Origin of the sequence: Pyxidicoccus fallax (genome assembly GCF_012933655.1) — a bacterium.
Lineage (GTDB): Bacteria > Myxococcota > Myxococcia > Myxococcales > Myxococcaceae > Myxococcus > Myxococcus fallax.
Window position 1 is genome coordinate 1 of sequence record NZ_JABBJJ010000348.1, and the last position, 12,754, is coordinate 12,754.

Consider the following 12,754-nt stretch of genomic DNA (forward strand, 5'->3'; position numbering starts at 1 on the left):
CCACCGACCACCCCCAACCTAGGAACCCCGCTACCCTCCGGGAAGTCCGGGTTCACCCACGCAGAGGATCAACACATGACTTCTGGACGTTTCGTCTCGCTCGGAGGCACGGTGCTCATGGCAGTGCTCACCTTCACCGCCCCGCTGGGGTGTGGGGACGGCACCACCCCCTGCACGGACTGTCCGCCGCTGGAGGGGCGCTACCGGCTGGACTTCGCGGACGCGGGCGTGTCGGGCGAGTGCACGCAGCTGGGCGTGGCGCTGCCCCAGGGGAAGCGGCTGGACATCACCCGCGAGGAGGCCACCCTGACCGGCTCGGTGGAGGGCGTGCCGCTGCGCGGCACCGTGTCGTCGCTGGGCACCTTCAACCTGGGGGGAGCTTCCGCTGGCAGCCCGGATGGGGGCGTCACCCAGGTGCTGAACATGACGGGCCGCTTCACGCCCCCCGTGGAGGATGGCGGAACGGCGCGGCTGGCGGGGACCTACACCGGCAATTTCACGCGCGCCGGGCCGAACGGGCCCCAGCGCTGCAACGTCGTGAACCCGTTCTCGGCGACCCGGGAGTAGCGCCTCGGGCCGCTCGAGGGCGGGGCCTTGCTACTTCTTCTTCTCGCCGGCCGCCTTGGCCTCGGCCTTCTGCTTCTTCGCGCGCTTCTTCCACGCCTGCTTGATCTTCATCTGCACGCGGCGGTGCTTGCTCTTGCTGCGGGCCATCGTCGACTCCTGTGCTCCCTTGTGGGAGACGTGAAAAGAAGGGCTTAACTATCAGAACCCGCCGGACTACCGGAAGAGGAACCCTCCGGAGGATCATCCGGGGCGGGCCGTGTGGGATACGGGATGCCCTCGGCCCCCCGGACCTCGGTCGGCCGGGCGGCGGACACCGTCACCTCCCCTTCCCGGTCCTCGTCGCTCGGCCGCTCGCGGGAGGCGGGGGCGCTGCTCTGCTGGGGGCGCTTCTTCACCGAGGCGAAGATGGGCTTGTAGGCGTCCAGGAAGCGACGGACCTCGTCCAGCGGCAGCGCCGGGCAGAAGTTGTCGTTCACCCCCCGCATGGAGGTGGCCATGCACATGGCGTTGAGGATGGCCTCCTCGGTGGCCTCCATCACCGCCTCGTAGAGGGGGTCCAGCCGCTGATCCAGGAGGATCTTCAGCTTGTAGACCATCTTCTGCGTGCGCCGGGGGATGATGTTCGCGGTGGAGAAGCCCACCACGATTTCGCCCGAGCCGTGCGCCGCGTAGCTGCCCACCCGGCCAATGCCCAGCGCCACGCGCTTGCACAGGCGGTTGATCTGATGGCTCAGGAGCGGCGCGTCCGTGGCCACCACGGCGATGATGGAGCCGTACGTCTGGCCGCGCTTGGGGGCGTGCTTGAACTTCTCCGCCAGCACCTCACCCACGGGCAGGCCGCCCACCCGCAGGTTGTGCATCTTCCCGAAGTTGGACATCACCAGGACGCCCAGCGTGTAGCCGCCCAGCACCTCCGGCAGCTTGCGCGAGGACGTGCCGATGCCGCCCTTGAAGTCGCACGTCACCATGCCGGTGCCGCCGCCCACGTTGCCCTCGGCCACCGGGCCCGAGGCGGCGTTGGCGATGGCCTCGCGCACGTGCTCCTCGCGCACGTGCCGGCCGGAGATGTCGTTGAGCCACGAGTCGTCGCACTCGCCCACCACGGGGATGATGACGTCGTGCTCGTCGCCGATGCCGGGGTAGCGCTCCACCAGGTGGCGCGCCACGCCGTCCGACACCGCGCCCACCGCCATGGTGTTGGTGAGGAGGATGGGCGTCTCGATGAGGCCCCACTCCATGAGCTGCGTCATGCCGGAGACCTCGCCCGCGCCGTTGAGCACGAAGCCGCCGCCGTTCATGCGCTCCATGAAGATGTTGCCCTCGTTGGGAAGAATCGCCGTGACGCCGGTGCGCACCGGGCCATGGCCGGGTCTCAGCGGGCCCTCACCCTTGATGATGGTGCTGTGCCCGACGAGGACCCCTTCCACGTCGGTGATGGCGTTGAACTTCCCGGGCTTGAAGCGCCCCAGCGGCAGCCCCAGCTCGCGCGCGCGCATCCGGGGCCCGGTTTCCTCGGGGATTTGCACCATAGGCGGAGGACACTAACCGACGCTCTCCCACCGTCAACCACTCCGCGCATGCCCCGCACGGGAGGCACCGCCCGCCCGGCCGCTCTGGCAACCGGATGACAGGACGACGCCCCGCCCCCGCCGCCAGGCAGGCAGGCAGGCAGGGAGCGGGGCGCCGGTGCTTCAGGAGGCCGGGACGTCAGGCCTTCGCTTCGAGGCGCGGGGGCTGCTCGCCGTGCCCGCCGGAGCCGTTGCCGTTGCCGCCGTTGCCAGTGCCCGAGGCCGGGGCCGCGGGAGCCGTCGTGCCCGGAGCCGCCTGCGCGGCGCCGTGCTCTTCCAGGTGGCCCTTGCGCAGCACCGTGGCGTGGGGCTCGCTGGCCGCGCGGCGCGCCTCGCGCTCCTTGTAGCGGCGGATGGCGGGGGCCATGATTTCACCGATGAGCGTCCGGTAGTCCATGCCGGCGCCCTGGGCGATGAGCACGAGGTCGCTCCACCCCGGCGTCAGGCCCGGCAGCGGGTTGCACTCGATGAAGTAGATGCGGCCCTTGTCATCCATGCGGAAGTCGATGCGCGCGACGTCGCGGCATCCCAGCGCCATGAACGAGCTGCGGGCCGCCGTGCGCAGCCGCTCCAGCAGCGCGGGCTCCAGCTTCGCCGGCGCGTCGTAGCGGATGCGGTCCGTCCAGTCGAGCTTGTGCTGGAAGCTGTAGACGGGGTTCTTCTCCTCCTTGTCGAGGAAGACGATCTCCATCGGCGGCAGCACGCGCGGGCGGCGCTCGCCCAGCAGGCCCACGGTGAACTCACGCCCGCCGATGTACTCCTCGATGAGCGCGGGCTGCTGGTACTTGGTGGCAATCTCCCGCACCACGTCGCGCAGCTCCGCCTCGCTGTAGCAGACGCTCTTGGAGATGACGCCCTTGGAGCTGCCCTCCGCCACCGGCTTCACGATGAGCGGGAAGGTGGTGAACTCCTTGTTGAGGCGCTCCTTGCCCGTGGCCATCAGCTGGAAGTTGGGCGTGAGGATGCCGGCCTGACGGACGATCTTCTTCGCCAGCGCCTTGTCCAGGGCGATGGACAGCGTCGCCGGGTCGGAGCCCGTGTACGGGATGTCCAGGAGCTCCAGCATGGCCGGCACCTGGCTCTCGCGGTTGCGGCCCTTGAAGCCCTCGGCGATGTTGAAGACGATGTCCAGCGGCGTGCTGGACAGCACCGTGGGCAGCTCCGCGGTGGCCTCCAGGTCGATGACCTCGTGGCCCCAGGACGCAATCGCCTCGCGGATGGCCTGCAGCGTGTTGGGCGAGTCGTACTCGGCCTCGCTGTCCTCCACCGACTCGGCGGTGGCCATGGGCTTCACGCGCTTGACGTTGTAGGTGAAGCCCACGCGCAGCGGACCCGTCTTGCGCGCCGGCTTGCCCTGGCGCCGCGCGGAGTCCTTGATCTTGTAGCGCTTCGCCGCGCTCTGGATGATGGAGTTGATGACGCCGTCGAAGTGCAGCCCGTCCAGCTCGGCGGAGGCGTAGATGCCCGCGCCCGGCTCCAGGCTGGGCAGCGCGTTGATTTCGAGGAAGTACGGCACGCCCGCGTCGCTGAGGCGGAAGTCGATGCGGCCGAGGTCGCGGCAGTCGAGCGCCTGGAAGGCCTTCTGCGCCATCTTCCGGACGTCCTCGGCCACGCGCGCGGAGACCTGCGCCGGGGCGCGCACGCTGACGGCGTTCTCCTTCTTCGTCTTCAGCTCGTAGTCGTAGATGGAGTACTTGCGGCCCGCCGTGGCGGCCGGGTCGATGACGTACTCCACCGGGCAGAGCACGCCGTCGTAGTCATTGTCCACGGCGGCGAGGAAGGGCACCGTCAGGTCGCGACCGGTGATGAACTCCTCCACCAGCACGCCGGCGGGGTACTTCTCCAGCGCGGCGGCCACCTTGGTGCGCACCTCGTCCACCGTCTCCGCGATGGAGTCCTGGGTGATGCCCTTGGAGGAGCCCTCGAAGTTGGGCTTCACGATGACGGGGAAGCGCAGGTTCTCCGCGGTCAGCTCGCTGAGCTTCTCCACGTACTGCCAGCCCGGGGTGCGAATGCCCTGCTTGGAGAGCACCAGCTTGGTGAGCTGCTTGTCCAGCGTCAGCGCGAGCGCGTACGCGTCCGAGCCCGTGTACGGGAAGCCGAGCTCGTCGAAGAGGGCCGGGTAGAAGGCCTCGCGGAAGCGGCCGCGGCGCCCCTCGGCGGTGTTGAAGATGAGGTCCGGGCTGTAGGCCTCCAGCCGCGCCACGGTGCGCGAGGCGGGACCGCTCACCTCGAAGCGCTCCAGACGGTGGCCGAGCCGCTCAATCGCCGCGGCCAGCGCGTTGACCGTCTCCTGGGTGTCGAACTCCGCCTCTTCTTCCGAATCGGACAGCCTGAGGTTGTGGGTCAGCGCGATGCGCACGGTTGCCCCCTTTTCTTCTTGAGCGAGCGACCGCGGCGCACCTTCGCCGCGGACATGATTCTTCCCGGTGCGCGCTGATGCGCCACCGGCGTGCGGGCTGCAACGGTTGCGCCCGCGACAACCTTCCCGTCCACCACCTGCGTCTGGGCCCAGGTGTCGCCGAGCCGCCAGCCGAGCGGGTCTTTCACCACGCGCCACGCCTCGACGCCGCCGATGACGACCAGCCCCGCCACGAAGGCCACGTCCCCCAGCGGCACGGGCATCATCCCCAGCAGGACGACGAGCGCCAGCGGCGCGTTGCGCAGGGTGCTGTCGCGGTGCCGCGCCGCCGAGCGCGTGGGCAGGTGCATCACCTTCACGCCGAAGATGCGCTTGCCCACGCTCTGGCCCTGGAGCATCCCATCCGCCAGCAGCAGGAAGAGCAGCGCCACCACCATGCCGGCCGCGCCGCAGACGACGTACAGGCCCCACGCCACGGCCACGTCCACCGCGCGGGCGCCCATGCGCAGCCACAGCGATGCCTTGGGGTATGGGGAGCCGGGCTGCGAGTCATCCGCCACCAGCCGCAGCACCCGGCTGCCGCGGCTGTCCGTCATGAAGACACGTTCGCGGTCGGTGCTCACTCCTCGGGCTCCAATGTGAGGCCCTCCTCGGGCGGCTCGGGCTCGTCGAGGCCCGCCAGCCGGGCCAGGCGCTCATGGGCACTGAGCGGGTGCAGCTGCGGGACGGACCACTGGGCGGCGTGCTCCTTCGCCTTGTCGGCCGCCAGCGCCGCGGTGGGGCTGCCCGTCTCCGACAGGCGCATCAGCCGCTCGCGCGCGGCGTCCTCGTCGTGCGCGGCCGGGGCACCCTCGCGGGTGAAGAAGACGAAGGCCATGGCCGGGCGCTTGGACGCCTCGCGCATGGCGAACTGCACGCCGTCCAGGTTCCAGCCCTTCGCGGTCCACTCGTTGAGGGTCCGCTCCAGGACGCCCTCGTCCACCGTGGACAGCTCCACCACTTTGTACTGCAACGGTCCGGGGGCACGGACCACGGCGGCGCGCCCGCTGCCGGGGCGCTTGCCAGCCCGCCGGCGTTGGGGCGGGGGTTTCTCGGACTTGCGTGCGGGCCGCTTCTTCTTGGTGGGCATCGTGCGCGGTTCATTTGGACGCAACGCGCGCGGCATATCAAGCGGCTTGCCGCGCGACGTGGGTCCGGCTGTTGCCTACAGGAGCTTCGCGGCCTCCAGGGCGTGGTAGGTGATGATGAGGTCCGAGCCGGCGCGCTTGATGGAGGTGAGCGTCTCCATCATCACCCGCTCGTAATCAATCCACCCCAGCTGCGCGGCGGCCTTGAGCATGGAGTACTCGCCGGACACGTTGTAGCTGACGACGGGCAGCTCGAAGCGCTCGCGCACGGCGCGGATGATGTCGAGGTAGGCCAGGGCGGGCTTGACCATGATCATGTCCGCGCCCTCCTCCACGTCCAGCGCCACCTCCTTGAGGGCCTCGCGCACGTTGCCCGGGTCCATCTGGTAGCCGCGGCGGTCGCCGGACTTGGGGGCGCTCTGGGCCGCCTCGCGGAAGGGGCCGTAGTAGCCGGAGGCGTACTTCGCCGCGTAGGAGAGAATGGGCACCTCGGTGAGGCGCACCTCGTCGAGGGCGCGACGGATGGCCGTCACGCGACCGTCCATCATGTCCGAGGGGGCGATGATGTCCGCGCCGGCCTGGGCGCAGGTGACGGCCATCTGGGCCAGCAGGGGCAGCGTGGCGTCGTTGACGACGTGGCCCTCCTCCAGGATGCCGCAGTGGCCGTGGTCCGTGTACTCGCAGAGGCACACGTCGGCGATGACCTGGATGTCCGGGTCGGCCGCCTTGATTTCATGGATGGCGCGCTGGACGATGCCGTCCTTCGCGTAGGCCTGCGTGCCGCACGCGTCCTTGTGGTTCGGGATGCCGAACAGGAGGACGGAGGGCACCCCGAGGGCCTTGGCCTGCTTCGCCTCGGCGACGGCGTGCTCGAGGGACAGGTTGAAGACCCCGGGCATGGAGGCGATGGGACGGCGCACGTCCCGGCCTTCCACGACGAAGAGGGGGTAGATGAAGTCGCCTGGCTGCAGCCGCGTCTCGCGGACCATGTCGCGCAGGACGGGGTTACGGCGCAGGCGGCGGGGACGGTGAACGGGGTAGGCCATGGCGACGCCGGTATAAACCGGCGGCGCGCCCGCTTCATCGTTTCCGTACCCCTGCCCGGCTGCTCAGCCTGCGGCGAGCCGCCAGCTCTGCTGATGGCGCCGGCTCTCGCGGGCGTGGCGCTGCGCGCGGCGCTCGGCGATGTCCGCCTCGTGCAGGGCCCGGGCGTAGCGCACGCGCGCCGCTTCGGTGCCGGACGCGAGGCCCTGCTCGGCGGCCTCCAGCTCACGGCGGGCTTCCTGAAGCTGCTGCTCGGCGCGGTTCTCGAACGACATGTTTCTTCCTCCGGCGGGTAGGGAATGTGCCGCTTGCCAGGTGCATGGGTCGGACCATGGAGCCCCAACGGTTCCAAGCCTGCGGAAGAACGAGGTGTCGCGGCGCGGCAGGCACGACAGGCGTGCGAAAACCGTTTCCCAGGTGTGCGAAAGGATTGTCGCGGAGGGAAGCGCCGGTGCTTGACCGTCTGTCCCCCCTCCGGGGGCAGGGAGAAGCAATCGTCGGACGTGTCGGTCGTCTACAGTCACGACCGTGACAGCCACAGCGCCAGCCATTGAAGTCCGGGGTTTGCGGAAGACGTACCGCCGCGCCTTCCGGAAGGTGGGGAACGAAGCCCTGCGGGGCATGGATTTGACCGTTCCCGAAGGGAGCGCGTTCGGGCTCATTGGCCCCAACGGCGCGGGCAAGACGACGTTCATCAAGAGCATCCTCGGCATCGTCCAGCCCACGGAGGGCACGGTGCGGGTACTGGGGGGCTCGCCGGAGGACCCGCGCATCCGCGCGCGCATCGGCTACCTGCCGGAGCGCCTGCACCTGCCGGGCTCGTGGACGCCCACGGCCTTCCTGGCCACCGTGACGCGGCTCAAGGGTTTGAAGCCGGACGCCGCGGCGGACCTGCGCCTGCTGGAGCGGGTGGGCCTCGCCGACGCCGTGGGGCGGAAGATTGGCGGGTACTCCAAGGGCATGCGGCAGCGCCTGGGGCTGGCGGCGGCGATGGTGGGCTCCCCTTCCCTGCTGATTCTGGACGAGCCCACGGACGGCATCGACCCCATGGGCCGGCTGGAGGTGCGCCGCATCCTGCTGGAGGAGGTGCGGAAGGGCACGACGCTGTTCCTGAACTCGCACCTGCTGGCGGAGACCGAGCGGGTCTGCGACCGGGTGGCCATCCTCGCGGACGGGCGCGTGGTGCGCGAGGGACGGCTGGAGGACCTGGCGCGCGGCGAGGCGCGGTGGATGGTGCGCTTCGCGCCCGGCGTGGATGCGGGGGCGCTGACGGCGGCGGGCTTCAAGCGGGGCAGCGCGGACGGCGTGTTCCATGTGGAGGCGCAGGACCCGATGGCGCTGAACGCGGCGCTGGACAAGGCACGCGCGGGTGGCGCGCTGCTGGTGGAGCTGCGGCGCGACGGGGCCGACTTGGAGTCCGTGCTGCTGGGGACGGTGGCCCCGGCGGGCGCGGTGGGGGTGGCGGCTTGAATCCAGTCCTGGGAATCGCGGGGTACGTGCTGCGCGAGGCGGTGGCGCGCAAGTTCATCCTCGCCTTCGTGGTGGGCATCACCCTGGTGCTGTCGGTGGTGGCGCTGAGCCTGCGCATCGAGGTGGTCGACGGAGCGCTGGCGGCGTCGCGGCTGTTCGGCGAGGAGCTTCGCGCGAGCATCCGCTCCGTCGACGTGGCGCTGCGGCCCGTGTACACGGCGGCGGCGTTCATCGTGTTCTACGGGGGCATCCTGTTCGGCATCGTCGCGTGCTCGGACTTCGCGCCGTCACTGCTGTCACCGGGGCGCATCGAGCACCTGCTGGCGCTGCCGATTCAGCGCTGGCACCTGCTGGCCGGGACGTTCCTGGGCGTGATGGTGCTGGCGCTGGGCGGGACGCTGTATGGCACGACGGGGCTGGTGCTGATTTTTGGAGTGAAGGCGGGGTACTGGACGGCGGGGCCGCTCATCGCGGGGCTGATGGCGTGCGTGGGGTTCGCGGCGGTGTACGCCGTGATGCTGACGACGGCGACGCTGGTGCGCAGCGCGGCGCTGTGCGCGGCGTCCGGGTTCCTGTTCCTGATTGGCGGGGTCATCGCAGGGTTCCGGCAGCAGATTTCCCCGGCGTTCGAGGAGGGCCTCAGCCGGAGCACCTTCGAGGCGGTGACGCTGATGCTGCCGCGGCTGTCATCGCTGGCGGTGGCGGCGGGGAACATCGCGTCGTCCACCCCGCTGGAAGTGAACTCGTTGGGGATGTTGCTGCTGGGCGTGCTGGTGTTCGGCTTCGGAGCGCTGGCGGTGGGATTCTGGCGTTTCGAGGGAAAGGATTACTGACGTGGAGAACCGTCGACGGCGTCGGGTGTGGCTCGGGGTGGCGGGACTGCTGTTCTTGCTGGCCGCGGTGCTGATGTTCACCGGCCAGGGTGACACGCTTCCCGAGGAAGCTCCCAAGGTGGAGTTCCCCCGGAGGATGCGGGCCCCGGAGCGCGAGCGCGCGGAGCGGCGCAAGACGTGGGTGATGCCCACGGTGGCGGACGCGGGCACGGCAGCGGCCGAGCGGCCGCGTCCCCGCGACCCGCTGCTGGCGGCGCTGTCCCGGGGCGCGGGCAAGACGGCGGTGGTCATCGAGGCCAACGCGCTGAGGCACTCGCCGATTGGGGAGCTGCTGCTGGACTGCCTGATGCGGGACGGCGGTAAGGAGCTGAACGAGTTCCGGACGAAGAGCGGCGTGGATCCGCTCCAGGACCTGGACCGGCTGGTCATCACCGACGAGGGGCTGATGCTGTCGGGGGACTTCAGCAAGGCGAAGTTCCAGGACCTGATGGGCGACGCCGTGTCGATGGACTACGGCGAGGGCGCGCGGGTGTACGAGCCGGGGGAGATGACGGTGGCGGGGCCGGATGGCGGCACGGTGACGCGGCGGAGGAACGCGGCGGTGGGCGTGTGGAACAACCAGCTCCTGATGCTGGGGAGGACGCCGGACGGGGTGAAGGAGGCCATCGACCGGGTGGAGGGACGCGGCCCGGATGAGCCGCCGCTGATTCCGGAGGGCAGCACGTACGGGGAGATGTACGGCGTGCTGTCGGTGGACCATCTGGCGCGCCTGCTGCCGCCGGAGCAGGCGGAGATGGCGCAGCGGCTGCGTGAAGTGGCGCAGAACGTGGAGCTGCACGTGGACGCGAGCTCGGACGTGGCGCTGGTGGCGGAGGTGCGCGGCGAGGACAAGGCCAAGGTAACGGACCTGGGCAAGTCCCTGGGCGCCGCGCTGTCCCTGGCGCGCATGAGGGCTCAGGCCGAGGGCGAGAAGGAGATGGCGCAGCTCCTGGACTTCGCCCGCGTGCAGCCGGATGGTGAGTCGTTCAAGCTGGAGATGGCCGTGCCCCTGGATGCCATCAAGGAGCGGCTGGCGTTCTGTAAGGAGGAGCGACAAGCCGCGGAGGCGGATGCGTCGGTGCGGTAGGGCCCCTGCCGAAGTGGGGGCGTTCCTGGGGCCCTACCGGGAGGGTGATCAAGGCTTGACCGGGCCCCGGATGCGTCCCCCACCGGTGTCATAGACACCGTCAGGCACGTTCACTGTATGGCCATTGCGCTTGATGGCCGGCCCCGCCGCGCCACCCAGCGAGGCGAAAACACAGGCATCCGGCGGTTGGCCTGGCTGCCCATAGCCTCCGCCATCGCCGCCAATCATGTCGTAGGAACCATCGCCCCAAGGGTCTCCGCTCTTGCCGCCGATGCCGCCCGCAGTGGTACCCGGGGTGCCAGGAACGCCACTTCGGACACCATTATCCTGACCGCAGAACGCCAGCTCCTCCGCCTCACTGAGCTGACTGGCCCCCGCGCCTCCCGCTCCTCCGACATAGCCGGCTCCGCCGCCGCCGCCCGCGTTTTGATTGCAGCCAGAGCCGCCACCGCCGCCACCGCCGCCACCCCAGATGTTGCCTCGATTGTCGATGGTGGTCGGCACCGTCAATTCGATGGCCGCTCCACCCGGAAGGCCATCACGGCTGCACGTCCGCGGCCTTCCGCCGCCGCCACCATTGCCACCCGACCCGCCAGCGCCCCCCGCTCCGAGGATGTTGGCGTAGTTGTTGATCTTCACGATGGAGCCCGACGCCAGCGAACCCGTGGTGAGTGCAGGCATTGACGGGGTCAGCGCACCCACAGCGGCATTCACATCCACCGTGATGTTGACCGCGCCGCTGGGCTGTCCCGCCGCTGCCGCGACATTGAAATGAGTCTTCTCCCTGACGACCACCATGCTCAACCGGGCCTGGGACAACGGTATGCTTCCGCTGAAGACTCCGTAGCGGCTCATATGAGACAGGACGGAGACCTCTCCGAACTTCGCCATGAAGTACTCTTCCACCTGGGTGGTCGAGTTGCAGCCCCCGCTATGCCACGTCAGCACGCGCTCTCCTGTCGCACAGATCAGGGTGGTGCCTCCGTAAGGCTGCCTGTGTGTGACAGGCTCTGGAGGGAGAATCTGCACTTTGTGAGATTCCACGCCCTGTACCGTCGACTCTCCAGGGTAGAAACTCACGATCCGAACAGCGCTGACGTTCCCCACATACGTGCCCGTCAGCGTGACCTTGGATGCGTGGTACGAAACGATACCAATCTGGATATTGGGCAGATTCTGATCCACCACCAGGGTATATGCACCACCATCGTAATTGCTGAACAGGAAGATATTGCCTGGGATTGCAGTCACCGTGAAGGAGTTGCTGGCACCCACGCTCGCGGCATTACTCTCGGCCAGGTATCGCAACTCGTACTTTCCGCCAAGCGGTGGGGCAGTAAATGTCAGCATGCCCACGGCTCCCATCGGCACCCTCTGTCGGGACAAGAACGCGGTGTCGGGCTCTCCGACCTTGTAGAGCCCTACCCAATCACTCTCGGGGTGACTCTCGGGCGCGGCCCAGGCAACCCGGATGGCATCACCTGACTGATAGGTACTCCCATCCGTCACGAGAGCGTAGGTACACCCGCTCGACACACCAGGGTCATCCGCTCCTGGCTGCGTGGGGTCTTGATTCGGACTCCCATTCGGAATCTCCCCGATGGGCCCTTTCTGGGCGCCGCCGCCATCTCCCTCCTGCCCCGGAGCACAAGCCAGCAGGCCGCAGGCGACCACCAGCGCCATCTGGCGCAAGCCAGACGCAACAAGCCTTTGCAGGCCCAATCCCTCTTCTCGAAGCATCATGCGTCTCCATGGTGGAGCAGGCGCCCGTATTCGATGGGAGCGGGAAGTGAGACTCGTCGCGATGAAAGGCTATCCGGGCCACTTCCACCACGGACTGGATACACCAGGACGCAAGGCATTGCGGCCGGGCGGGATCATGACATACACCCGACAGTGTCTCCTGCTGAACGCCCGGTCCAACCCATGGCTGCCATTGGACATGGCCATCCTCCGCCAGGGAGCCCGCCAGGACTGACAGCTCTGATGCGTCCCGGGTAGGGCAAAGAGACACATGCCAGCCCTTGCCGCCCGGGGAATGAACGCGGCCTCGAGCGCTCTCAGAGAATCATCGCGCGCACTTCTTCCGTGAACGCGTGATCGTCGTCCGCATGGAGCACGAGCGGGGGCAGCACCATCAGGTCTCCCCTGCCCCCCTTCACCGCGTGGAGGAGCACCAGCTTCGCGGGCCGGTCCGCTCTCGAGTGCACCCAGCGCACGGTGCGCGGCTCCATCCGGTGCAATCTCAGCACCGACACCAGGTCACTGAAGCGAGACGCCGGGTACACCAGGCACAGCCCACCGCGCGGCACCAGCAGGTGCGCCGCCGCGCGGACCACGTCCGGCAGCTCACACGCCAGTTCATGCCGGGCAATGGCCTTTTCAATCGACAGGCTGCTGCGCCCCGAGGCCCGCGCCCGGTACGGCGGATTGCAGACCACGTGCGCGAAGCTCCCCGCGGGGAACTGCTCGCCCACGCGCCGCAAATCCCCCTGCACCAGCGTCACCTCGCGCTCGCAGCGGTTGAGGTACACGTTGCGCTCGGCCAGGGAGAACAGCCTCGGCTGCAGTTCCAGCGCGGTGATGTCCTTGCGCCCCAGCCTCCGCGCCAGCACCAGGGGGATGATGCCGCACCCCGTCCCCAGGTCCATCAACCG

General features: G+C 69.1%; 13 protein-coding genes. 4 read left to right on the top strand and 9 right to left on the bottom strand.

All coding sequences use genetic code 11. From position 1 onward, the window contains the following. Positions 1–75: 75 nt before the first annotated feature. Positions 76–567: a hypothetical protein gene (locus tag HG543_RS43845; RefSeq protein WP_169350911.1), complete on the top strand. Its 492-nt coding sequence runs from the start codon at positions 76–78 to the stop codon at positions 565–567. 30 nt (positions 568–597) lie between these two features. Here the strand turns inward: HG543_RS43845 and HG543_RS43850 are convergent, their stop codons facing one another. The 7 genes from HG543_RS43850 to HG543_RS43880 form a co-directional block, all read right to left on the bottom strand. Next, positions 598–714, bottom strand: coding sequence for an aminopeptidase (locus tag HG543_RS43850; RefSeq protein ID WP_169350912.1), 117 nt, complete (start codon positions 712–714; stop codon positions 598–600). Positions 715–758: 44 nt separating this feature from the next. Then, positions 759–2,096 carry a DmpA family aminopeptidase gene (locus HG543_RS43855; protein ID WP_169350913.1) on the bottom strand — a complete coding sequence of 446 codons (1,338 nt, stop codon included), beginning with the start codon at positions 2,094–2,096 and terminating at the stop codon, positions 759–761. 178 nt (positions 2,097–2,274) lie between these two features. After that, positions 2,275–4,497 carry an ATP-grasp domain-containing protein gene (locus HG543_RS43860; RefSeq protein ID WP_169350914.1) on the bottom strand — a complete coding sequence of 741 codons (2,223 nt, stop codon included), beginning with the start codon at positions 4,495–4,497 and terminating at the stop codon, positions 2,275–2,277. After that, positions 4,482–5,120 (bottom strand): RDD family protein, encoded by a 639-nt coding sequence (locus tag HG543_RS43865; RefSeq protein WP_171818579.1) that lies wholly within the window; start codon positions 5,118–5,120, stop codon positions 4,482–4,484. Before HG543_RS43865 ends, HG543_RS43860 begins: the two co-directional genes overlap by 16 nt. Next, entirely contained in the window at positions 5,117–5,626 is a 510-nt protein-coding gene (gene sglS / locus HG543_RS43870) for a type IV pili motility protein SglS (protein WP_169350915.1), read from the bottom strand. Before sglS ends, HG543_RS43865 begins: the two co-directional genes overlap by 4 nt. Positions 5,627–5,701: 75 nt before the next feature. Then, positions 5,702–6,670, bottom strand: a complete 969-nt coding sequence (gene hemB, locus HG543_RS43875; RefSeq protein WP_169350916.1) for a porphobilinogen synthase — start codon at positions 6,668–6,670, stop codon at positions 5,702–5,704. A gap of 63 nt (positions 6,671–6,733) precedes the next feature. After that, entirely contained in the window at positions 6,734–6,943 is a 210-nt protein-coding gene (locus HG543_RS43880; protein ID WP_169350917.1) for a hypothetical protein, read from the bottom strand. Positions 6,944–7,232: 289 nt separating this feature from the next. On the opposite strand from HG543_RS43880, the gene HG543_RS43885 reads away from it, so the two are divergent. Genes HG543_RS43885 through HG543_RS43895 form a run of 3 tightly spaced genes read left to right on the top strand, consistent with a single transcriptional unit; the run spans position 7,233 to position 10,097 of the window. Next, complete coding sequence (locus HG543_RS43885) at positions 7,233–8,138, top strand: ABC transporter ATP-binding protein (protein WP_169350918.1); 906 nt, start codon at positions 7,233–7,235, stop codon at positions 8,136–8,138. Beyond that, the gene (locus tag HG543_RS43890) at positions 8,135–8,971 is read left to right on the top strand and encodes an ABC-2 transporter permease (protein WP_169350919.1); all 837 of its coding nucleotides are present in this window, start codon (positions 8,135–8,137) and stop codon (positions 8,969–8,971) included. Before HG543_RS43885 ends, HG543_RS43890 begins: the two co-directional genes overlap by 4 nt. Before the next feature lies 1 nt (position 8,972). Continuing rightward, entirely contained in the window at positions 8,973–10,097 is a 1,125-nt protein-coding gene (locus HG543_RS43895) for a hypothetical protein (protein WP_169350920.1), read from the top strand. A gap of 48 nt (positions 10,098–10,145) precedes the next feature. Here HG543_RS43895 and HG543_RS56630 read toward each other — a convergent pair whose 3' ends face one another. Together HG543_RS56630 and HG543_RS43905 are read right to left on the bottom strand one after the other, a co-directional pair. Then, entirely contained in the window at positions 10,146–11,447 is a 1,302-nt protein-coding gene (locus HG543_RS56630; protein WP_281404526.1) for a hypothetical protein, read from the bottom strand. Positions 11,448–12,157: 710 nt separating this feature from the next. Beyond that, positions 12,158–12,754, bottom strand: a 597-nt coding sequence (locus HG543_RS43905; protein WP_211194560.1) for a tRNA1(Val) (adenine(37)-N6)-methyltransferase, incomplete at its 5' end; no start/stop codon positions are given.